Here is a 21,744-nt window from a genome sequence, read left to right as displayed (position 1 = left end):
ATTCGGAAATCGAAAATCGTTATATTTAGAGGTTAAATTTCAAATATCCGGAGTATCATTTGAAAAGATTTCTCTTTTCAATCCTAATAATTACATCAGTGGCAGTAAATGCACAGAACACTTTCGAGTTCTTGAGAGTCGATGTCAGCCCCCGGGCAGCAGCCCTGGGTGGCAGTTTCACAGCGGGAACTGATGATGCCAATGTAATCCACTATAATCCGGCTGCTTTAAAGCAATTATCCGGCTCTCCTTTTTCTGCCAACTTTGTGAAACATTTGCTCGACATAAATTTTTTCGGTGTTGCATACACAAAAGAATTTGAAGGTATCGGCAGGTTTGGTGCGGCTGTCCGTTATGCCAACTACGGTACATTTACTGAAGCGGATGAATTCGGGAACAAAACAGGTACCTACGGAGTTAATGAACTGGCTTTTACAGTTGGCTATGCAAATGTACTCGCTGAAAATTTTTACTACGGTGCAAACATTAAGCTGATTCACTCATCGATAGCTTCGTACAGTTCTTCAGGGATTGCCTTCGATTTGGGTTTACAATATAATATTCCATCCCAACTGATTAACATTGGCTTTACAATGACCAATATTGGAGGACAGCTCTCTTCCTATACCGGAGCAACTGAAAAACTGCCATTTGATATAAGTGCCGGTGTCACGAAAAAACTCGAACATTTACCTGTAAAACTTTTTCTGGACTTTCATCGTCTCAATGAAGATACAGATGAGTTTATTAAAAGGCTTGAATATTTCAGCTTTGGAACCGAGTTTTACCTGAGCAAATCGTTGACTCTTCGTTTGGGATATGACAATAAAAAAAGAAAAGACTTGAAGGTGGGAGATTTTGCCGGACTTGCAGGTTTCAATGCCGGTCTGGGGATCAAAATCGATAAATATACATTTGATTACGCCTTTTCTTCTTATGGGGAAATTGGTACACTTCACCGGATTGGAGTAAGTACCGAGTTTTAGAGAACTTATATTTGTTCCAAATTATTTGTATCTTTGATTGTTTTTTATAAATATTCTTGAGGAAAATACTCTTAATGTTAAGAGAAATGTGTAAATCCAAAATTCAGCGACCGACTGTTACAGCTTCTGAACTTTATTATGAAGGAAGTTTAACTGTCGATCTCGATCTACTCGATGAAGCGAACATTTTACCGTATGAAAAAGTACAAGTTGTAAATGTAAATAACGGAAGCCGGCTTGAAACCTACACCATCCCCGGTGAAAGAGGTTCGGGCATCATCTGCCTCAACGGGCCTGCTGCCAGATTAGGCTATGTTGGAGATAAAATTGTGGTTATTTCCTACGCAATGATGGAAGATGAAACCCTGGTTGATTACAAACCAAAAGTCGTGATAGTTGATGATAACAACAGAGTAACCAAAACCTTCTAATTGATGTTTATCTGAACGATACCCGGAGACAATTATGAAAAAAATATTGATTTTAGTATTGCTGATTACCGCAGTTTCTTTTGCTCAGTTCAAAAAGGATCCGTTTTCGAAACCTGAGGTTCGTGACGGTATATTCTCTAAAGAAACCGGCGGGAATTTCCTCTCCAATATTTTTAACTCAGATAATTTTTCTATGAAACATTCGTTCGATGCTTCTTTTTCAACTTTTGGCGAGCATGGTGTGGCAACAACAGTCTATACCAACAGTATGTTTTACAAATTTTCCGATAATTTAAACATCAGACTCGATGCCTCTCTCGTTTATTCACCCTATAATTCGCTTGGCAAGACCTTTCAGGACAACATCAACGGACTATACATCAGCAGAGCAGAGTTAAACTTCAAACCATGGGATGATACTGTTATTCGTATTCAGTACCGTAATATCCCTGCCGGCATGTACAATTCTTATTACGGATACAATAATCCTTTTTACGGAAATTACAGCCCATGGGGAAATTCATTTAATGATGACTGGTTTGTTCGCTAAAAGGTTGGGGCAAATTGTTCTCCAATAAAGACGGTGCTGAGAATAAAGAGAAGAGTTCTGTAAAGGGACCCCTCAATGTCCTGCTGAATATCTCCATTTTCGTTCTTTTGGTTATGCTCGGGTATTTTATCTATTCGGGTATAGGAAAGCTTGCTGATTCTTCAAAGGAAGTAAAGACAGGCGAGCAGCCGGGCGTGCAAAGATTAATTCAGGTAAAGATATATAATGGATGTGGAATAAAGGGTCTGGGTGAGAAAGTAACCGAATATTTGCGGAAGAATAATTTCGACATTATAGATTCTGAAAATTATTCATCATTCGATGTGGAAGAGACTCTGGTTATCGATAACCGGGGAAACCGTGAAAATGCCCTCCAGACCGCCAAAGTGCTTGGCGTTGACCCCAAGAAAAATGTTTCAGAAAATATTAATGAAGACTACCTTCTCGATGTGATAGTTATCATCGGGAAAGATTATAAAAATTTAAAACCTTTCAACAATCAATAAATGGAAAAAATGAACGAACGGGACCAGGAACAGGATCAAATATTAAAGATCATTACAGAATCAATATTTGAGAAAAAAGGGGTTGATGTTAAAATACTTGATCTAAGAAACATAACCACAATTGCAGACTATTTCGTTATCTGCAGTGGCGAATCAGACATGCAGGTAAAAGCCATAGCAGACAATGTTGATAAAAACCTCTCCGATGAAGGGATCAAAGTATGGAAGAAAGAGGGATTCAAAGCTCTTTCATGGGTGCTTATTGATCTTTCCGATATTGTTGTTCATGTATTCAGAAACGAATCAAGACAATTCTACAACCTCGAACGACTCTGGGGTGATGCACCTGTTCAGGAACTGAAAGACCCCGTCGGCTGAATCTCATCCTATTAAATTACCTCATGGAGTAGAAATTTGAAAAAGTATTTGTCAGGTTTGTTTACCGGACTTAAGAATAATTTTGAGCTTTCCGAAGAGATCGAAGTAAGCTTTGATATTCCCAAGAATGAGTCACATGGAGACTTTTCAACCAACATTGCGATGTTGATTGCAAAAAGACTCGACAAAAAACCAAGGGACCTTGCTCAGGAAATTATTTACAGTCTGAATTTTGACAGATCGATAATCTCCAAAGTTGAGGTTGCCGGACCGGGGTTCATAAATTTCTATTTTACTCCCGAGTACATTTCCTCATCTGTGAAAAAAATTCTGGAAGAAGGGAAGCAGTTCGGCAGAAGTGATTCCAACAAGGGGAAAAGAGCAATTATAGAATTTGTTTCCGCTAATCCCACAGGACCTCTTACCGTGGGTCATGGCAGGAATGCAGTGAGCGGCGACACGATGGCAAATCTTCTCGAAGCAACCGGATTTGAAGTGGACAGGGAATATTATTTCAACAATGCAGGGAGGCAGATGCGGGTTCTTGGAAACTCGGTCAGGTTGCGCTATCTTGAATTAACTGGAAAGCCTGAGGAATTTCCGGAGGATCATTATCAGGGTGAATACATCACGGGAATTGCACAGAGTCTGTTCGAGAAACATGGGGACAGCCTCAAATCGGAAGATCCCGAAGGTATTTTCAAAGCAGAGGCTGAAAGAGTAATTTTTGAGGATATAAAGAAAACCCTTGATCGAATTGGGATAAAACACAATGTATTCTTCAATGAGAATTCTCTCTATGAGGAGGGGAAAATTGACGGTTTATTAAAGACTTTCAAGGAGAGAGAGCTCAGTTACGAAAAAGATGGAGCTGTCTGGTTAAGACTTTCCGACCTCGGAAACGAAAAAGACAAAGTAATCGTAAAAAACACAGGTGAACCAACTTACAGACTTCCGGATATTGCATACCATACCACAAAATTTGAGCGCGGTTACGATTTCATTGTCGATCTTTTCGGTTCAGATCATACAGCCACATATCCCGATGTTCTGGCTGCTCTTGCGGAACTTGGTTACGATATTGAAAAAGTAAAGGTGATGATTCACCAGTTCGTAACTGTTATCAAAGACGGCAAAGCAGTGAAGATGTCGACCAGAAAAGCCAATTATATCACTCTTGATGAGCTGATTGACTGGGTCGGTTCTGATGTAGTTCGCTACTTCTTCAATATGCGGGCAATTTCAACACATTTGAATTTTGATTTGAACCTTGCGGTAAAACATTCCGAGGAAAATCCGGTTTTTTATCTTCAATATGCCCATGCAAGAATTTGCTCGATACTACGGATGACAGATCAGGAAGGATTGAAGATGGAGACTGATCATCTTGAATTGCTTGTTACCGAAGAGGAACAACGGCTTATTAAGAAACTTTTGTCATATCCGGATGTTGTGGAGAGTGCGGCAAAGGTGCTTGATGCAGTGATTCTTTGTGCATATCTCGAAGAACTGGCGGCAACATTTCATAAATTCTATACCGTCTGCAGGATTATAGGTAGTGAACCGGGACTTGCCGGTGCGCGACTCGCTCTGGTAAATGCAGTTAAAACCGTTATTTCAAATGGTCTGGGTATCCTTGGTGTAACTGCACCTGAGAAGATGTAATCAGGCAATCAAAACAGAAGTTGCATAGATGTTGGAAGCACCGGAGTCCCAAAGGGCTTTGGCTGCCTCCCGGATTGTGGACCCGGTTGTAATTACATCGTCAACCAAAAGGACATTTTTTGATGTAAACTGCAACGGGTTTTTTGCCTTAAAAGCCCCGACAAGATTCCCCTCCCTTCCACTTTTTGATCCGGTAACCACTTGTGCCTCGGTGTAGCGAATTCTTCTAAGGTTGCTTTTTTCTACTGACAGCCCCGTTGCCCTGCTTATGCCTTTGGCTATCTCTTCTGACTGGTTAAAACCCCTCTCAATCATTCTTAATCTGTGAAGTGGAACCGGAACGATATAATCGATGCCTGAAACACTGAATGCCTCATTGAAATGCTTCCCAATCTGCTCGCCAAGATACTTTCCTGCATGATATAAATCGTGATATTTCAGAGATAATACGAGTGTTCTGAGAGGGGATTCATGAGTAAATTTAGCCAGTGAGAAGAGATCAGTTATCACTTCGTCATGAAATTTTTCGTGGAGCATTTTTAATAAGACGAAATGGTCAAGTTTGGGCTCACTCTCGTAACACTTCCTGCACAAAAAATCTGTCTCAAAGGGGAGAAGAGATTCGCAATGGATACAAAACCGGGGGACAATAACATCAGCAAGTTTTGAAACAAGCCGAGCCACCTACATCATACCTTCTCTTTTTCTTAAAAACCATTCAGTCGAAAGCAATAAAACGAGCACCACCAGCATCCATGAGTTGTTCCACAGATTATGTGATTTGTTCTCCTTGAATTCTACTGATGTTTCCCTGTTTGTTTTTTCCAGTTCATCAAAGAATTTAAGGTAATTGGTGTAAGTATAGAAATTTCCACCGGTTAGCGAGGAGAGATCTCTTAGAAAACCGGGGTTTGCGTAAGGATCAACCATTTCGATGTTTACATCGCCGATATTAAAAGTACCCTGATCGGTACCAAATGTATTGCCGGCGAGTAACCCCGTTCCTGTGAATGTATGGTCTCCTGCTTTTTCAGGTTTATAAATACCCTGATAAATTCCTGCTCCCACTGGTGATAAGTTGAATTCAGTTTTCCCGTTAGGGGAGTTGATCAAAATCTTGACATCTGCATCAGAAAGGGGGTCGAACGATTCTGTATACGCTTCTGCAATGAACTCAACCTGCTCATTTCTGGAATAAAATCTTTTGTTTGTCCTTACACTGAATCTCTTTTTATCTTTTACTGCTCCGAGCCATTTTGCTGAACTGAAAAGAAAATCATCAAAGAGCCGTTCCTTCTTTGCCTTCAATTTCCACTTCCAGATATCGCCGGCGATAATTGCCAAAGATCGCTTAAATCCAAAATTCCGGCTTACGATCAACGGATTGGGCAACACTTTATTGTTCAGTTTTACATAAGCCAGTACCTGACTCTCGGGTCTGGCATCTGCCCGTAAATTTGGAATCAGGACAGGGGGGAGTGCATCCCATTCCTTTAGTGATGCAGGGTCACTCGAGTAGAAGAGCGGATTTCTTTCAACCCCTTCTGCCATCGAAAGTTGAGCCTCGAAATCGACACCGGCTCCGGGTCGAAGTGTTACAGGAAGCCAAGGCTCAATTTTTTTCAGAAGAGCGAGATCTGAGTATTGATTGATCAGAATGAAGACGGGAACATTCCTGTTGGAAATAAGATCAACAACTTTATCCTGAATAGCCCCCGGGATCGATTTGACAGGATAGTTAACCAGTACAAGGACACCTGTGCTGTCGAGAACCGAGCTGTTTATATCCTTTTCGAGTGGCTTGTCTGACGCATCAAAAGTCATTGATCTCACTGTCAGATTGGAATCACCTGAGAGGGCATTTTTGATGAATGTAACATCCGGTGTGGGAGCTCCGGACAAAACCAGCACTTTTTTTCTGTTGTCAATTACATTAACAAAGAACGGAAAGGAGTTGTTTTGTTTATTCACCTCAGCCGGAAAATTTTTTACAGTTACTGCAAGTTTTTTAATCCCTGTCGATTTCGGGATATATGTAAAACTGATCGAAGTGGAGCCATTTTTATCAACTGATACAGTGGCTGACTCGATAATCCTTCCATCTTCAGTAAGGTCGACTTTTATATCTGTATTCGGAAATCCTGCAACCTGCAAGGTAGCAGTAACTGGGGAACGGCTCCCCTTAAAGATATAATCGTTGTACAATACATTTTCCACGGCTATGTCTTTTTTAACAGTGGAATCGCCAATAAGAACCGACCATACCGGGATACCGAGTTTCCCTGCACTGACAAGTGGATTCGTCCCATCAGTCATCACACCGTCAGAAACGATGGTAATGGTGGCATTTTTTAATTTTTTTTCTTTGGCAAATTCAAATATGCTTTCAAAATTCGTTACCTCACCGTCAAATTTCAGTTTCCCTGAATTTGAGTTTGCAGTGATGGAATCCACCGATTTGGAGAAGGAGAATACTTTGGAATTTTTGCCAAGAGGTGAAGCAGCGAGGTCAGCAAGAAATTTGTTGATCACTTCTTCTCTTTTTGTCCCATCGTCAAACTTGATCGATTCTGATCTGTCGATGAAAAAATAGTTAACCGGGTTCTGTATCGATGTAAAAACCAGATTCAGAGCCGGACTGAACAAAAGCAACGCAAGTGTCAGGAGAATTGTACTTCTCAAGATCAGCAGAAAAATTCTTTTGGCTGATGAAACAACTGGAATGGTGATTCTGTAATAATACCATGCCAGCAAAGCCAGCAGAGACGCAGCAATGAAATAGTAGAGCCATGACCCGGAAATCAGAAGTGATATTTGCTCAGGCAATTCTAATTTCCATCGGTTCCGTTCAGATTTTCAAAATTCCAGGTTTTTATTTTGGCGATCTCAGTATGGTCTGTGGAATCAAGCTGAATCGGAGTGATTGAGATGTAACCGTTTTCGATGGCATTCTGGTCTATGGAAAGGTCAGTACCATCGAGGTTTATAAAATCGCCCTTGAGCTGGTGATATTCTCTTCCGATGATATCGTGTACTGTGTCATAAGTGTCAGCAAATCTGGAAATTCCCTGTCTTGTGATGAGGGTACCTTTAATCTCTGATTTTGGGAGGTTCGGGAAATTTACATTTAGAAGTTTCCCGTTTTCAAAGCCATGCTCTAGTGCTTTTACAGTAATTTTTGCAGCCGCTTCCGCTGCCCAGTCGATATTTTCTGAAGTTCTGCCATTTATTGAAAATGCGATTCCGGGGATATCCATCATCGATGCTTCCCGTGCGGCAGAAACTGTTCCGGAGTACACGATATTGGTAGCGGTGTTTGAACCGTGGTTGATTCCGGAAACCACGACATCAGGAATAAAATTCAGCACTTTTGTGATGCCTATCTTTACACAATCAGCCGGTGTACCGTTAATGGCATATCCAAAGAATCTGCCTTCCACGAAATGCTTTACTACTTTAAGTGGTCTCTTCATGGTGATTGAGTGCCCGGCGGCACTTTGTTCGAAAATGGGAGCAACAATGAACACTTCACCAAATTTTTCGAGCTCCCTTCCCAGGGCAATAATTCCGTAGGAATCTATGCCGTCGTCATTTGAAATTAATATCTTCAATTTTTGCCTAAAATATAATAAATCAATCAAAAATATAAGAAGCATGCCCTTAACTGGCAATGTAAAACATTTTTCTTAAAAAAAATTGCAGAAAGTACTTGACAAGTGTACATCTGTACACTATATTTGTGGTGTACAATTGATTACTTTAGGTGAACAGTGAAAAATGACCTTACAGACAGACAAAAAGAGATACTGATATTTGTATCTCAGTATATCGGGAACAATGGATATGCTCCCTCAGTAAGAGAGATAGCTTCTCATTTTGGTTTTAACTCGCCAAGTGGAGCAAAAAAGCATTTGGATACTCTCTATAAAAAAGGATATCTGAATATGAGCAGCAATGTAAGCAGGGGAATTTCCTTAAGAACAGATTCCGGATTTGACCGGGAGACAGAATCAAGAATCGATTCGGCAATCAATGTTCCGGTAGTCGGAAGAGTTGCAGCCGGATTGCCGATTCTGGCAGAGGAAAATCTTGAGGGAAGCATAGTGATCGATTCAGTCTTCGTGAGAACTACTGATGACTGCTATGCTTTGAAGGTGAAAGGGGAGAGTATGATAAATGCCGGAATCTACGAAGGTGATATTGTCGTGGTTTCACCAAAGAAACCGGTACACAACTACGATATCGTTGTTGCAATGGTTGACGGTGATGCAACAGTAAAAAGGTACCTGAAAAAAGATGGCAAGACCACTCTTGTTCCGGAGAATGATGCATTTCCCGTTATCGAGATAAAGCCAACAAGTGATTTTTCAATAGCCGGTAAAGTTGTCGGTGTTTTAAGGTGGTATAACTGAGGAATTAAAATGAAAACAGATATATTGAACAAAGCAATCAAAAACAGAAACAAAATCAGATTTTACTATTCAATGCAGCAACTTGTCATTGATCCGTACATCATTTCGTGCGACAAAGAGGGTAAAAAAACGATATATGGAAAAATCAGTGATACTGATACGATTCAGAAATTTGAGTTTCGCAAAATCTATAACATCAAAGTACTTGAACAGGAGAGATTCGCTCCCAGAGTAGTAAATACATCCCGTTTTCAATAGGAACCAGGAGGAAATTATGCATTCGTTAAATAAAAGAGACCTGACTGACAAGCTGTATTTTAAGTTGAGATCGAGTGGATACTCGACACTCGGCAGGCGATACGGCACATATATTCCGGATCCACCCGACATCGGTGAGTTTCAGATTGATATTTTGGCAAAGCAAAAGAAGGAATTCGCGATAGGAATCGTGATCGATGATTTGTCCGGGATGGATACGGAGTTTATCAGAAAAAAGATTAAGTTTCTCGCTGAACGGAAATCGACATACAGCGGGAATCCGGTGAAGCTCTTTATCGCCCTCGCAAGAAAGAACTTTTTCCTGATAAAACATCTGGTTGAAAGCGATCTGGCTTCTCTTTCCGAAAATATAGAACTCGTTCTGTGCGAGCCGGAATCCGAAATACTGTTCAACGAAGCTCTTGCTCAGTCAAAAACTTTGCTCCCCCGGTTTATTAATTAGCTAAAAGAGACAAATTCCAAAAATCTCCCTTCTTTTTGACTTTTTTAGCAAAAAAATTATTCAGATGTTTGCTAATTGTTAAAGTAATTTGTTTTTCCGTCGAAAAATATTTAAAATTCCTTTCTTTGAATTTTTATTTTTGTAACTAACCGGTCCACAGTTGGGCAAAGCAAATATCAGTACATCTCAAACAGAATCTAAAACACTGAATACTCATAGCGAAGTACCCCGTCATATAGCCATCATAATGGATGGAAATGGTCGTTGGGCTAAGAGTAATAATCTCCCCCGGATTGCCGGTCACAGAGAGGGAGTCGAGTCGGTCAGGGAAATCGTCAAGGCAAGTGCCAAAGCCGGTGTCAAGTATCTGACCCTCTATACTTTTTCCACGGAGAACTGGAAGCGTCCCAAGACAGAGGTAACAACTCTCATGAGGCTGCTTGTGAAAGTTCTCAGGAGAGAGATACAGGAGTTGCACAACAACGATGTAAAACTGATGGCGATTGGAGATATTTGCTCACTTCCAACGGAAGTTCAACATGAACTCTCCGATGCCATCGAAAAAACAAAAAACAATAAGACACTTACTCTTGTTCTCGCTCTCAGCTACAGTGGCAGGTGGGAAATAATCGATGCTGTCAAAGGGATCGTTAAAGATCTGAATGACGGCAAAATAAGCGAGAATGAAATAAAAATTGAAACATTCTCAAAATACTTAAATACAAAAAACATTCCTGACCCCGATCTCCTCATCCGCACCAGTGGCGAAATGCGAATAAGCAATTTCCTTCTTTGGCAACTCGCATATTCGGAAATCTATATTACCCCTGTATTCTGGCCCCAATTCCGAACAAAGGAACTGATGGATGCAATCGAGGATTATAAAAAGCGCGAGCGAAGATTCGGAAAAGTCAGCGAACAATTACAAAAGCAAAGGCAATAATGATGAGATTCCACTTTTCGGGATTGAAGTTTTCATTTTTCTTATTTTTACTATTTTTTTGTGTCCCTTCTGTATACTCCCAGATAAATACGACATACTATAAAGTTCTCTCTGTTTCGGTAGAGGGGAATGTCACTGCAGATGCAAACACCATAGTGGAATATTCAGGACTGAAAAAAATCAAGGATACCGGCAGGGAAATTCAAATTCCCGGAGATGAAACGATCAGTGCCGTTAAAAACCTTTGGGATTTGAGAATCTTTTCCGATATCCAGATAATTATTGAAAAGTATTTTGAAAATGGTGTTTTTCTTAAGATCAAGGTTTCAGAATATCCCCGTTTTGAACAAATGGTTTTGCAGGGAAACTCCGAACTCAGCAAATCAGAACTTGAGGAAATGATTTCTCTCGTGCGGGGTCAAATTCTTAAACCTCAGGAATTGATCCGGATCAAAAATAAAATTATTGATGCCTACACCAAAGAAGGTTATCTAAACACCAAAGTTGATGTCATTTATTATGATTTCCTTTCAATCGATTCCATGGGTAACAAAATGTCGGTTACATGGCGGAATCAAAAGGATTTCTCTGACGAGATTACAACCACATACGACGACCTGCAGGGAGTGAACCGCAATCTTTCTGACAAGATTAAGGTCAGGAAACTGGTTAAATTCAAAATTGAAGAAAACAGCCGCTTAAGCGTAAGAAACATCAGGTTCACCGGAAACAGTTTTTACTCTGAAGAGGACCTGAAAAGCGAACTTGAGGAATTGTCGGAGAAAAAATGGTGGAAATTCTGGAGTTCTGCGAGATATGAACCTGAAAAGGTAAAAAAAGATAAAGAGACACTTCTCAAATTCCTGAATCAAAACGGATTCAGGGACGCTGAAATTCTGTCGGATTCGCTTGTTTATACCGAAGACAAGAAAATGGTTGATGTTTATTTCAACATTCTTGAAGGTTCGAGGTATAAAATAAGAAATATCGTGTGGGAAGGGAACACAGTTTACAATTCTGAAGTATTAAACGAGAGATTAGGTTTTAAAACGGGTGACATATACGATCTGATTTCATTTAATCAGAATTTACGCGGAAACGAAAAGCAGAACGATGTCGCTTCACTCTATCTTGACAATGGCTATCTGACTTTTACAGTCAATGCTGCCGAGAAGAAAGTTGCCAAGGATTCGATTGATATTTACATTTCAGTTAATGAAAACAATCAGTTTAAGATTGGTAAAGTTTCGATAAAGGGGAATGACAAGACGAAAGAAAAGGTGATCAGACGGGAATTATACACTGTCCCGAGTGACTTTTTCAATAAAGCTGCCATGATCAGAAGTCTGCAACAGCTTGCAAATCTTCAGTATTTTAATGTTGAGAAATTGTACAAAGAGGGTGTCGATTACAACCTTGAAAATGACAGCACCGTAAATGTTGCATTCATAGTTGAAGAAAAGTCGAGCGATTATTTAAATGCTTCAATTGGATACAGCGGATCGTTTGGATTTTCCGGTGCAATCGGTGTTACTCTGAATAACTTCTCGATTGCTGAACCGTTCCAACTTGGTGCAGGACAGATTTTAAGTTTTAACTGGCAGTTTGGTGTTGGTAATCTTTACAGGACATTTTCATTCGGCTTTACAGAACCCTGGTTCATGAATTCGCCGACACTTGTGGGTTTTGATCTGTTTTCTACAAGACAGAGTTATATTTATGATCTGTTTCAGGCTGGCGGATCGGTCAAAGTTGGCCGTCGTCTCAAGTGGCCCGATGATTATTTTTACATCCAGGGATTTTTCAGATACCAGAACAATAATGTATTGAATGGTGGCGGATTCTACAGAGAAGGTGAATCAGAACAGTTTACCCTTGGTTTCACCTTGAACAGAAAAGATGTGGATAATCCAATTTTCCCTTCAAAGGGATCATCACTCACCTGGTCGTCTGAAATCAGTGGCGGTCCTTTTTTACCGGGTTCGGTAGACTACTTTAAAATGACACTCACAACAGAGTGGTATAAAAGATTGTTCAATTCCAACAGATTTGCCCTTTATCTGAGCAGTGATATGGGCTATATCGAGGAACTGAAAAAGAATACTACCATACAACCTTTTGAACTGTTTTATATGGGCGGTGCCGGACTCGTGATAGCTACAACCTCTCTGAGGGGTTATGACGACAGAACGGTCGGTCCACGACAGACCAATGGTGATGTAATTGGTGGAAGAATGTTCTTCAAATACATCGCAGAATTGAGATTTGCGGTATCTCTCGATCCGATGCCGTTATATGTTCTCGCATTTGCCGAGGCAGGAAATGTGTTCGAAAATATTACAACTGCAGATCCGTTCAAGCTTCGCAGAAGTGCCGGTTTCGGTGCGAGGATACTTATTAATCCTGTCGGATTGCTCGGATTTGATCTTGGTTACGGATTTGACAGACGGGAAGTTGATGGTACTGATCCAAAATGGCAGTTCCACTTCCAGTTTGGTAAAGGTTTTTAATTAAATTATACAAAAAGGAAATAGAAGTGAAAAAACTAATTGTTCTATCGCTGTTTTTAATTCTGGGTGTATCTGTTTATGCACAGAATACGACACTTAAAGTGGCAATCGTTGACGCAGACCTTATTCTGCAGCAATTACCCGAAGCAATAAAAGCCAATGGTGACCTTAAGGCGCTTGAAAGCAAATTTAAAGCCGAACTTGATTCAATAGGACAGGCATTCGGAAAAGAAGTGGAAGCTTTTCAAAAAGAATTCCAGAACAAACCAAATGATCCAAAAGCAAAAGAGAAACAGATGCAACTGGCAAACAAACAGAAAAGCATCGAAGATCTTCAGGCAAAGAGAAGAGAAGACCTGCTTGTAAAACAGGATGAACTTCTGAAACCGATCTATGAAAAATTGTATGACAATATTGCAATCACCGCCAAAGAAGAGGGAATGCATTATGTACTGAACAAAAAATCCGGACAGGATCCCATCGTATTATACGCGGATGTTCAGTTTGATCTTACCTATAAAGTTTTGGACAAGATTAGAAAATCAGGTAAATAAACCCATTAAGAGCTAACAGAGATGAAACTTAAGTTTATCATCCTTGTAATTGCATTCGCAACCACCGGACTTTTTGCCCAGCTCAAGATCGGTTATGTTGATTCGGATGCAATTATGAAAAATCTTCCGGATGCTGAAGATGCAAAGCGTCAACTTGATGCCTTGATTGTCGAGTGGCAGAACGAGATTTCGAAGTTCGAGTCAGACATAAGAGTAAAGAAAGAGGATTTTGAGAAGAGGAAACTTATTCTTACTGATCAAATGAAGTCTGATATTGAAGCTGAGATTAAACAACTTGAAAAAGACCTCGAAGCCTACAGAACCAAGAAATTTGGAAATGGTGGTGAATTGTTTCTGAAGCAGGAAGAAGTGATGAGACCTGTTCAGAACAAGGTTTTTAATGCAATTCAACAAGTTGCCAAGGATGATGATCTCGATTTCATTTTCGACCGGAGCGGTGCTGTTATGCTGCTTTTTGCCAAAGATAAATATGATGTTACCTCCAAAGTTTTGGACAAGTTAAAATAATGTCAGTAAGTTTAAAAGAAATTGCCCTTTTTGTTGGAGCCGAAATTACCGGTGACGACGAAATTACAATTGAGACACTTCTAAATATTGAAAAAGCAGAGCCGGGAAGTTTAACTTTTCTCGGCTCTTCTGCATATGAAAAGTTTTATCACACCACTAAAGCATCCGCAATTCTGGTCAGGAAAGACTTTAACAGGGACAGAAGTGATATAACCTTCCTCTTAGTCGATGAACCTCATAAAGCATTTCTTCTTATCTTACAGAAGTTTTTCACCAAACAGCCGGATCTCCACGGAATTGATGGAACTGCATCGGTAGATCCCTCATCCACGGTTGGTCTGAATACAGCAATTGGTAAAAATGTTGTGATTGGCAAAAACTGCGTGATAGGCGACAATGTTATCATTTATCACAATACAGTTATATTGGAAAATTGTACGATCGGCGATGGAACCCTGATTTATCCAAATGTGACCATCAGAGAAAACACAAAAATCGGTAAAAAGGTTATTATACACGGTGGTGCTTCTATCGGTGCAGATGGCTTTGGATTTCTAAAAGGACCCGACGGTAATTATCTCAAGATTCCTCAAATCGGGAATGTGATAATCGAGGATTTTGTGGAGATTGGTTCAAATTCCTGCATAGACAGAGCAGCTTTGGGAAGCACAGTGATAAAAGCCTACTCAAAAGTTGATAATCTTGTTCAAATCGGTCATAATGTTGAAATTGGGGAGAATACAGCAATTTCTGCACTTTCAGGTGTTTCAGGCAGTACCAAAGTAGGAAAGGATGTAATTCTTGCCGGTCAGGTGGGTCTTGTTGATCACATTGAAATCGGGGACGGGATCATCATTGGAGCCCAGTCAGGAGTCTCACGAAACCTGACTGAAAAAGGGATATATCTGGGAAGTCCTGTCAAAAAAATCAATCAGTTCAAACGCATAGAAGTCCATCTGCGCAATCTTGAAAGTTTGAACGAAACAGTCAGACTACTTAAAGCGGAACTCGAAGAGTTAAAAAAGAAACAGGACGAAAAGGTCTAAACCTTAAATAACGGTTTAATATCCGGAAGGATATCCCTGTCGTCGTACTGAACATTCTCGAGGAAAAGCCCGCTAGGTGGTGCCGTGAATTTCGCAGGATAATCATTAGTCTCACCCAACAATATTTTCACATCTTCCGGTTTTATATTTCCTCTGCCAACTTCCACCAGCACACCAACAATTCTTCTTACCATTTTCCATAAAAAATGGGAAGCTGTTATTCTGAAAAGAATCATCGAGCCTGTATCCACAAGTTCCGTGGAATAAACCATTACCTTGCTCGATTTTGCATCGCCACCGGCTTTCATATCTCCAAATGAAGCAAAATCATGGAGCCCTTTCAACTCTTTGGCTGCAGCTCTCATCGCTTTTGAATCGAGTTGATCTTTAACCCACCAGACATAATTTTTCCCGAATGCCGTCCTCCGCGTAGAGATGTGATAGATATAAGTTCGTCGTTTGGCATTATGCCTCGCATGAAAGCGCTCATTTGCCAGTTCTATCTTCAGAATATTAATGTCATGAGGAGATAAATCGTTGATCTTCAGTTTGAGAACATCAGGGGGAATGGCGACGGGAGTAACAAGCGAAGCAATTTGAGCCGCGGCATGTACTCCGGCATCGGTTCTACCGGCTCCCTGAAGATCGATGTTATCTGTTCCAAAAACCTGTTTAAGTATCTGAAGAAGAGTACCTTGTACAGTCTTTGCGTTTTTTTGAGCCTGCCAGCCACTGTAACGGGTTCCTTCGTACTCCAGAGTAATTTTGTATGTCGGCATATCTCAGTTCCCTGTAACCCTTGTATCACGCGCATAAGCATCCTGAGTTTCATAAACTGTAGCCGTGATTGAACGAATGTTTTTGGGAAGAGTGCTTGAGGCGATCCGGTCGAGAAGATATTTTGTAATATTTTCAACTGATGAATGGAAGTCGACATCAACCCTCTTTGTCGGGAAAGAACTGAGAAGGCTCTTCAGGTCAGGATCAAGTGATGAGACCATGAATGAGTGGTCAAGCTCTTCAATTATCGGGTTGACTATTTTCTTCAGGTCATAGAAATCGATAACCAGCCCGTTTTCATCGAGATCGCCATCCACTTCGAGGAACATCCTGTAGGAATGACCGTGCAGATTTATGCACTTGCCCTGATGGAAGGGGAGGCGGTGGCCCATTTCCCAGTGAAAACTTTTTGATACTTTCATTATTCTAAACTCCTTTTTTCTTTGGATCCCAGATGAACTTGTGCATTTGCAGTTGAAATCTCACTTTCAAAGAGTCTTCAATTATCCAGTTGACAAGCTCCACCGGTTTTAAACTTTCAAATACTACAGAGAACAATATCTCGCATTTATTCTGCAGGTCGTATTCCTTAATAATCTCTTTTGACCAGTCATAATCTTCCCGGCTTCCGATTACAAACTTTAATTCATCAATTAGTTTGATAAATTGAAGATTTTCATAACGGTTTTTCTTCATCATTTTACTTGAAGGACACTTTAAATCCATTATTACATGAACTCTCGGGTCGATATTCTCGATCGGGAGGCTTCCACCGGTTTCAATGAGGACTTTATAACCCAAATCACATAGATTTGCCATGAGGGGCAGCACTTCCTTCTGAATCAAGGGCTCTCCACCGGTTATTTCAACCATATCGCAATTATACTTCTTCACCTCAGCAAGGATATCCTCAAGGCTCATATCCTTTCCCTCATAAAAAGCATATTCAGTATCGCAGTAGGTACACCTCAGGTTGCACCAGGTGAGTCTGACAAAAACACAGGGAAGTCCGGCGTGTGTGCTCTCGCCCTGGACTGAAAAATATATTTCATTTATTTTAAGCATGGTATCCTGTTTAATCAGTAATTTTCACGGGTTATTTAGTCGTACCGAACATTTTAATTAAGAAATTTGGGATTCTTTTTGCCCAGGCGCTTTCATTATGCTCAGCTTCGGGATCAAAAACAGTGATAAAATCATCTCCGGATTTGTAGCCAAGTTCTTCAAGCGTTGCGATCATTTCATCAATTCCCGGTTGAAGTTTGGCTTCAAGTCCTTTTCCGCCGTTGTCGATATATAATTTGAAATTTCTTTTGGGGCTCGATGTGTTTTTTACAATTGAGACATAATCGTAAATATCTATTTTGAGAGCGGGTGAGAAACTTCCTGCTTTTGAAAAAACATCGTTATGCTCCCAGAGCAGCATGAATGAGATAAGTCCACCCATCGACGAACCTGCCGTGTATGTAAACTCCCTTCCGGGTTTTGTTCTGTACACGGAATCGATGAGAGGTTTTACTTTTTTAACGACAAAATTCATGTATTCTTCGCCGAGTTTTGAATGAGAGTACTCAGGCCGTCTGTTTTTGCTGTTGTAAATACCGACGATAATCATTTTTTCGACTTTTCCCTGTTTTACAAGTGAGTCGATAGCCTCGTCTATTTGCCAGTCGACTCCAAATCCAACTGTAGAGGGATCGAAGATATTTTGTCCGTCGTGCATGTAGAGAACAGGGTAGCGGTCCGAAGACTTTTCATAACCTTCCGGCAGAAGAATGATTATATCCCTCGGAAGGATGTTTCCTTCACCGAGTTCTTTTATGTACTCCACCTTTCCGGTAATTTGTCCTTTAAAAGGAACGGTACCGGCTGATTTGCTCCAGCAACAAATTTTAAATTCAAGGACTGTATCGCTAACTGCGTTTGCAATTGTGTTTCCCGGGATGGTTCCATCCGGATTTGCAGCTTCCTGACTCCAGCTCCCTTTGGTAAATTTGAACTCAAGTTGATCGGGTGACGGAATGGTGAACGAATAAACCCAGTTCCCGTTTGGTTCTTTAAAGAATTTAGTTGCACCCGGATTCCAGTTTCCGATTTCCTGCCGGTTTCCGGCGATATATACTGATTCGCTGTTCTCAACTCCTTCAGCCTTAACGATCATTTTTATTTTAATTTGAGCGAAATTGAGAGAGAAGAGAATAATTGTAAACAGTAGAGTAAATTTTAAGCGGTTCATTTTTTGTGCCATGTTATGGATTGAGTCTTTTCAGATGCGAAAATGATGTTTGTCGCACTTCTTTTCACTACGAGTGAATCATTTATTTTGGAAATTGAATAATGATCAGTCATGTTTACAATCGTCTCATCTCCGAAATCCAGATTCCTTTCAACAAACATTTTTACAGTTGCCTGAGAGGAAAAATAGAATTCCTGCGTTGAAGAGAATAAAATAACGATGCTGTCCTGGGCTTTTATTCTGTCACCGGGAACAATAAGATCGAGTGAATCCCTTTTACCCGACTGGTACAATTTGACATCTGACGAATCAATAACTACTCCAAAGTCCAGATCAGGAAATACAAGTCGTGGTGATTCGCAGGAAACAAAACAAAAGAAGAGTAACAGGGCGAAGAAGCCAATTGCGAAATTTTTCATTTTCAGACCCTAAATATACGGAGATAAAAAGAAGCATTAAAATTAATGATTTACGACAGGTATCAGGCAGTGAAATAACAGGAGGAATTTATGTGATGGGGAAGATCAGACCGGAAACAATTCCGGCACTGATAAGAAAAATATCATTCAGAAACATTGAATGAGCGAAAAAAGTTTGAAAGAATTTTGATCCGGCAGCCGGAAGTTTTTGAAATAATCGATAAAATTGGTATATTTGCAGACTAAATTCTGCCGTTGTAGCTCAGTTGGTTAGAGCGTCTGACTGTGGCTCAGAAGGCCATAGGTTCGAATCCTATCAACGGTACAAAAAAAGGCTGCCATCGAGGCAGCCTTTTTTGTTTTAAATAATTGATCTATTTCATCAGAATCATTTTTTTCGTGGAGGTGAATTTGCTTCCATCCACTCCGCTTGCTTCCAAAGTGTAGAAATAAACACCACTGTTCAAACCTGATGCATTTACAGAAATATTGTAGTTTCCTGCTGCATAGTTGTCAGAAAGAATGTTCATTACTTCCTGACCGAGCGGGTTGTATAATTTCAGATTTACTTTTGAATCCACCTTCAATGCAAATTTAATTGAGGTTGAAGGGTTAAACGGATTCGGGAAATTCTGGCTCAGACTGTAATCGTTGGGTGTGGAAAGATCGACTTCCACCACTTTTGAAAAAGAACTTGTACCGTCCAAATCGATCTGATTCAGTCTGTAGTAAACCTTTCCGGCAGTGTTGTCATTATCAATAAATGAGTAACTGTGAGTCTTTGTCGTTGTGCCGTTTCCGTTTACGAATCCGATTTTTTCCCAGTTCCCGGTAGTCTTTTTCTCAACTGAAAATCCGCGGTTGTTGGTTTCTGTAGCAGTTGACCAGTTTAGAACGACTTTATTTGCGTAAACATCTGCAGAAAAAGATGTCAATTCAACGGGAACCAGGTGAAATGCGTTCCAGAAAACTCTGTTTGATCCCACCGAATTACCTAAAAATGCAACCCCGGTACTGTTGTAAAAAGGAAGCTCTACAATAATTGGTTTACAGTTATCACTTGAGTAAACCGCAGGAACCTGATTTATCTGTGTAAAAGACGGAAATGTAGAACCGGACTGGAGAGCAGTTCCAAATTGGATTTTATCAGTTACAGAAGTGGCAGGTCCGACCTGAGCACTGTCAGCATGATATATAAAACTGAATCCGTTTCCGGCAGGCAATTTTGCTTTAAGATCAAATCCGTACTGATTTACTGTTTCATTTGGATTCACCCTGAATTCAGCACCATATGTCAAGCCTCCGTCAGTACTCTGTCTCGCCCAAAGTTGTGAACTTCCATCCACCTTCGTATAAACGAACCAGGCAATGCCGTTGCCGGCGACCGTTTTATATTCGTATTTCGGAAAAGTACCAGTTGCTACATCCTGGAAAGTTGCAGAAGCAACAATGCCTGGTGATGTTTCACGATATCTGACCCCTCTTATGACTGAGGTGGCTGTATCAGCGAGTACGGGTCCTATATAATTGAGAAACAATGTATCACCACTTACCGATTTAGAGAGGACGGGGAGAGCAGCTGCTGAAGATATACTTCCTCTGTTACCCCAGTTGTAACCGTAGTCAAGAGATGCATAACGCACGAGATTATTGGTGGCAAGTGAATCCAAAACAACATAGATTGAATTGGTTGAAGTCACTTCCACATCAAAAGATCTGTAGGCACCCGGAACCATAACGGGATTGATTGTCGATGAATTTATATTCCAACTGTAAACGCTGTAGCCAATCTGAAAGAAGCAGTAAACTGAATCTTGAGAACTTTTAACAAGTTTGATTTTCTCATATTTTGTACGGTTGGTCACACCGGTGATGGTAGCCCAACTTATCCCACCGCTCGTGGATTTTGCAATTATGAGTCCTAAATTGGCTGTTGAGTTTGTATCATTAATGGCAATATAAATATCACCATTTGAAGTTTGAACACCAGACATATTTGAAAGCGGTGTACCAAAAATTATTGTATAATCATGTTCCCACTCTCCGTTATTGTCGGGTGTAAGAACAGGTTTCTCGACGCGCAAATCCTGAGAAAAGGCGAGGAGTGAGAGACACATGAAAAAGAAAAGGGAGTAAAATTTACGCATGCTAACCTCTTATGAGATTGATTAATGAAATATTTCTATTAAAGTGTGGAAAATACGATTTAGAATTGGAAAAAACAAGATTCAGTCAAAAATGATACTGATTTAGGATAAAAAATCAATAAATTTTTATCGAAAACTTGTTTTTCCTGGAGGCAGCCAATAAAAGACACTACAAATAACCGGTGAGTTTACAAATATCACACGAATTTGAGCAAAAGATAAAAGTGGGAGAATGCCCCCAACAGGATGAAGATGTGAAATATTTCGTGAAATCCCAATATTCCGGGGAATGGATCAGGTCTCTTGAATGCGTAGATGACAGCACCGGTCGTATAAAAAACCGCTTCCAGAATCAGCCAGAACATTCCTCCTTCCGGCATTGCATTGTAAAGAGGATAGATAACCAGAATCACGAGCCACCCCATTGCGAGGTAGATTGCTGTATACAGTTTTCTGGGCGCATGCAACCAAAAAACCTTAATGAAAAAACCTGCGAGAGCTATCGTCCAGACCACTCCCAGCGTTACATACCCGAGGGTACCTCCAAGAGTGATTAAACATACAGGTGTATAAGAACCTGCTATTGATACAAAAATCATTATATGGTCGATTTTTCTCAGAACCACAAGTTTTTTGTCAGATGCAGGAATCGAGTGATAGAGTGTACTGGCAAGGAAAAGGAAGAACTGGGATGCACAGAAAATTGAAAATGCAACAATATGCGTACCTGTAACGCCGGGTTGCTCGCGATTCAAAAGCAGAAAAAGTGCAATTGGGGCAAGAACTACACCCAGGAAATGAGTAAGTCCATTTACCGGTTCTCGCAATTTGCTATAGAGATTCAAAATCTGTCTCGTAATATTTATGAATGACACTTCAAAAATACAAAATGGATCAACATGATAACTTTTTCGTAAATTTAAATTTATAAT

Annotated in this window: 24 protein-coding genes and 1 tRNA gene; 15 read left to right on the top strand and 10 right to left on the bottom strand. The window is 40.3% G+C overall.

Going from position 1 to position 21,744, the window contains the following annotated elements; genetic code table 11:
* Window positions 1-59 precede the first annotated feature (59 nt).
* The 6 genes from porQ to argS all read left to right on the top strand — a co-directional run bounded on the left by porQ (window position 60) and on the right by argS (window position 4,516).
* Window positions 60-986 (top strand): type IX secretion system protein PorQ, encoded by a 927-nt coding sequence (gene porQ / locus LCH52_14690; protein ID MCA0389732.1) that lies wholly within the window; start codon window positions 60-62, stop codon window positions 984-986.
* A gap of 74 nt (window positions 987-1,060) precedes the next feature.
* Complete coding sequence (locus LCH52_14685) at window positions 1,061-1,417, top strand: aspartate 1-decarboxylase (GenBank protein MCA0389731.1); 357 nt, start codon at window positions 1,061-1,063, stop codon at window positions 1,415-1,417.
* Between the two features lie 34 nt (window positions 1,418-1,451).
* The gene (locus LCH52_14680; protein ID MCA0389730.1) at window positions 1,452-1,967 is read left to right on the top strand and encodes a hypothetical protein; all 516 of its coding nucleotides are present in this window, start codon (window positions 1,452-1,454) and stop codon (window positions 1,965-1,967) included.
* A gap of 14 nt (window positions 1,968-1,981) precedes the next feature.
* Window positions 1,982-2,473: a LytR C-terminal domain-containing protein gene (locus LCH52_14675; protein MCA0389729.1), complete on the top strand. Its 492-nt coding sequence runs from the start codon at window positions 1,982-1,984 to the stop codon at window positions 2,471-2,473.
* A gap of 9 nt (window positions 2,474-2,482) precedes the next feature.
* Window positions 2,483-2,851, top strand: coding sequence for a ribosome silencing factor (rsfS, locus tag LCH52_14670; GenBank protein ID MCA0389728.1), 369 nt, complete (start codon window positions 2,483-2,485; stop codon window positions 2,849-2,851).
* Between the two features lie 36 nt (window positions 2,852-2,887).
* Window positions 2,888-4,516 (top strand): arginine--tRNA ligase, encoded by a 1,629-nt coding sequence (argS, locus tag LCH52_14665; GenBank protein MCA0389727.1) that lies wholly within the window; start codon window positions 2,888-2,890, stop codon window positions 4,514-4,516.
* Here argS and LCH52_14660 read toward each other — a convergent pair whose 3' ends face one another.
* The 3 genes from LCH52_14660 to surE are packed head-to-tail and all read right to left on the bottom strand — an operon-like array spanning window position 4,517 to window position 8,127.
* Window positions 4,517-5,200 carry a ComF family protein gene (locus LCH52_14660; GenBank protein MCA0389726.1) on the bottom strand — a complete coding sequence of 228 codons (684 nt, stop codon included), beginning with the start codon at window positions 5,198-5,200 and terminating at the stop codon, window positions 4,517-4,519. It abuts the gene before it with no gap.
* The gene (locus LCH52_14655) at window positions 5,201-7,342 is read right to left on the bottom strand and encodes a hypothetical protein (protein MCA0389725.1); all 2,142 of its coding nucleotides are present in this window, start codon (window positions 7,340-7,342) and stop codon (window positions 5,201-5,203) included.
* 2 nt (window positions 7,343-7,344) lie between these two features.
* On the bottom strand, window positions 7,345-8,127 hold the full coding sequence (gene surE, locus LCH52_14650; GenBank protein ID MCA0389724.1) for a 5'/3'-nucleotidase SurE: 783 nt from the start codon (window positions 8,125-8,127) through the stop codon (window positions 7,345-7,347).
* A 159-nt stretch (window positions 8,128-8,286) separates the two neighbouring features.
* Here surE and lexA point away from each other — a divergent pair, with 159 nt between their 5' ends.
* The 8 genes from lexA (at window position 8,287) to lpxD (ending at window position 15,230) form a co-directional block, all read left to right on the top strand.
* Window positions 8,287-8,928, top strand: a complete 642-nt coding sequence (gene lexA, locus LCH52_14645) for a transcriptional repressor LexA (protein MCA0389723.1) — start codon at window positions 8,287-8,289, stop codon at window positions 8,926-8,928.
* A gap of 9 nt (window positions 8,929-8,937) precedes the next feature.
* On the top strand, window positions 8,938-9,186 hold the full coding sequence (locus tag LCH52_14640; GenBank protein MCA0389722.1) for a hypothetical protein: 249 nt from the start codon (window positions 8,938-8,940) through the stop codon (window positions 9,184-9,186).
* A 16-nt stretch (window positions 9,187-9,202) separates the two neighbouring features.
* Window positions 9,203-9,649 carry a hypothetical protein gene (locus LCH52_14635; GenBank protein MCA0389721.1) on the top strand — a complete coding sequence of 149 codons (447 nt, stop codon included), beginning with the start codon at window positions 9,203-9,205 and terminating at the stop codon, window positions 9,647-9,649.
* A 160-nt stretch (window positions 9,650-9,809) separates the two neighbouring features.
* On the top strand, window positions 9,810-10,592 hold the full coding sequence (locus LCH52_14630) for an isoprenyl transferase (protein ID MCA0389720.1): 783 nt from the start codon (window positions 9,810-9,812) through the stop codon (window positions 10,590-10,592).
* The gene (bamA, locus tag LCH52_14625; GenBank protein ID MCA0389719.1) at window positions 10,592-13,102 is read left to right on the top strand and encodes an outer membrane protein assembly factor BamA; all 2,511 of its coding nucleotides are present in this window, start codon (window positions 10,592-10,594) and stop codon (window positions 13,100-13,102) included. Before LCH52_14630 ends, bamA begins: the two co-directional genes overlap by 1 nt.
* 26 nt (window positions 13,103-13,128) lie before the next feature.
* A complete protein-coding gene (locus tag LCH52_14620; GenBank protein MCA0389718.1) occupies window positions 13,129-13,656 on the top strand; it encodes an OmpH family outer membrane protein in 528 nt (175 codons plus the stop codon).
* A gap of 21 nt (window positions 13,657-13,677) precedes the next feature.
* Window positions 13,678-14,184: an OmpH family outer membrane protein gene (locus LCH52_14615; GenBank protein ID MCA0389717.1), complete on the top strand. Its 507-nt coding sequence runs from the start codon at window positions 13,678-13,680 to the stop codon at window positions 14,182-14,184.
* Window positions 14,184-15,230, top strand: coding sequence for a UDP-3-O-(3-hydroxymyristoyl)glucosamine N-acyltransferase (lpxD, locus tag LCH52_14610; protein MCA0389716.1), 1,047 nt, complete (start codon window positions 14,184-14,186; stop codon window positions 15,228-15,230). Before LCH52_14615 ends, lpxD begins: the two co-directional genes overlap by 1 nt.
* On the opposite strand, the gene truA is transcribed toward lpxD, so the two are convergent.
* The 5 genes from truA to LCH52_14585 are packed head-to-tail and all read right to left on the bottom strand — an operon-like array spanning window position 15,227 to window position 18,665.
* Complete coding sequence (gene truA, locus LCH52_14605) at window positions 15,227-16,009, bottom strand: tRNA pseudouridine(38-40) synthase TruA (GenBank protein ID MCA0389715.1); 783 nt, start codon at window positions 16,007-16,009, stop codon at window positions 15,227-15,229. The genes lpxD and truA overlap by 4 nt on opposite strands.
* Window positions 16,010-16,012: 3 nt before the next feature.
* The gene (locus LCH52_14600; protein ID MCA0389714.1) at window positions 16,013-16,432 is read right to left on the bottom strand and encodes a 6-carboxytetrahydropterin synthase; all 420 of its coding nucleotides are present in this window, start codon (window positions 16,430-16,432) and stop codon (window positions 16,013-16,015) included.
* 4 nt (window positions 16,433-16,436) lie between these two features.
* Window positions 16,437-17,075: a radical SAM protein gene (locus LCH52_14595; protein ID MCA0389713.1), complete on the bottom strand. Its 639-nt coding sequence runs from the start codon at window positions 17,073-17,075 to the stop codon at window positions 16,437-16,439.
* A gap of 31 nt (window positions 17,076-17,106) precedes the next feature.
* On the bottom strand, window positions 17,107-18,246 hold the full coding sequence (locus tag LCH52_14590) for a histidine kinase (GenBank protein MCA0389712.1): 1,140 nt from the start codon (window positions 18,244-18,246) through the stop codon (window positions 17,107-17,109).
* On the bottom strand, window positions 18,243-18,665 hold the full coding sequence (locus LCH52_14585; protein ID MCA0389711.1) for a hypothetical protein: 423 nt from the start codon (window positions 18,663-18,665) through the stop codon (window positions 18,243-18,245). The genes LCH52_14590 and LCH52_14585 overlap by 4 nt, the downstream gene beginning before the upstream one ends.
* A 251-nt stretch (window positions 18,666-18,916) precedes the next feature.
* On the opposite strand from LCH52_14585, the gene LCH52_14580 reads away from it, so the two are divergent.
* Window positions 18,917-18,990, top strand: a tRNA-His gene (locus tag LCH52_14580).
* 49 nt (window positions 18,991-19,039) lie between these two features.
* Here LCH52_14580 and LCH52_14575 read toward each other — a convergent pair.
* Both LCH52_14575 and LCH52_14570 read right to left on the bottom strand, forming a co-directional pair.
* Window positions 19,040-20,812: a T9SS type A sorting domain-containing protein gene (locus LCH52_14575; GenBank protein ID MCA0389710.1), complete on the bottom strand. Its 1,773-nt coding sequence runs from the start codon at window positions 20,810-20,812 to the stop codon at window positions 19,040-19,042.
* Between the two features lie 197 nt (window positions 20,813-21,009).
* On the bottom strand, window positions 21,010-21,657 hold the full coding sequence (locus LCH52_14570) for a hemolysin III family protein (GenBank protein ID MCA0389709.1): 648 nt from the start codon (window positions 21,655-21,657) through the stop codon (window positions 21,010-21,012).
* Window positions 21,658-21,744 lie beyond the last annotated feature (87 nt).

This window comes from Bacteroidota bacterium (assembly GCA_020161395.1).
GTDB lineage: Bacteria > Bacteroidota > Ignavibacteria > Ignavibacteriales > Ignavibacteriaceae > UTCHB3.
Note: the sequence above shows the minus strand (reverse complement) of the source record. Positions and strands in the feature narration are given on the sequence as shown.

Coding starts and splice junctions, on each gene's coding strand:
- LCH52_14685 (MCA0389731.1), top strand. CDS start 1,061: ATGTTAAGAGAAATGTGTAAATCCAAAATTCAGCGACCGACTGTTACA.
- LCH52_14680 (MCA0389730.1), top strand. CDS start 1,452: ATGAAAAAAATATTGATTTTAGTATTGCTGATTACCGCAGTTTCTTTT.
- rsfS (MCA0389728.1), top strand. CDS start 2,483: ATGAACGAACGGGACCAGGAACAGGATCAAATATTAAAGATCATTACA.
- LCH52_14640 (MCA0389722.1), top strand. CDS start 8,938: ATGAAAACAGATATATTGAACAAAGCAATCAAAAACAGAAACAAAATC.
- LCH52_14635 (MCA0389721.1), top strand. CDS start 9,203: ATGCATTCGTTAAATAAAAGAGACCTGACTGACAAGCTGTATTTTAAG.
- bamA (MCA0389719.1), top strand. CDS start 10,592: ATGATGAGATTCCACTTTTCGGGATTGAAGTTTTCATTTTTCTTATTT.
- LCH52_14615 (MCA0389717.1), top strand. CDS start 13,678: ATGAAACTTAAGTTTATCATCCTTGTAATTGCATTCGCAACCACCGGA.
- lpxD (MCA0389716.1), top strand. CDS start 14,184: ATGTCAGTAAGTTTAAAAGAAATTGCCCTTTTTGTTGGAGCCGAAATT.
- truA (MCA0389715.1), bottom strand. CDS start 16,009: ATGCCGACATACAAAATTACTCTGGAGTACGAAGGAACCCGTTACAGT.
- LCH52_14600 (MCA0389714.1), bottom strand. CDS start 16,432: ATGAAAGTATCAAAAAGTTTTCACTGGGAAATGGGCCACCGCCTCCCC.
- LCH52_14595 (MCA0389713.1), bottom strand. CDS start 17,075: ATGCTTAAAATAAATGAAATATATTTTTCAGTCCAGGGCGAGAGCACA.
- LCH52_14590 (MCA0389712.1), bottom strand. CDS start 18,246: ATGAACCGCTTAAAATTTACTCTACTGTTTACAATTATTCTCTTCTCT.
- LCH52_14585 (MCA0389711.1), bottom strand. CDS start 18,665: ATGAAAAATTTCGCAATTGGCTTCTTCGCCCTGTTACTCTTCTTTTGT.
- LCH52_14575 (MCA0389710.1), bottom strand. CDS start 20,812: ATGCGTAAATTTTACTCCCTTTTCTTTTTCATGTGTCTCTCACTCCTC.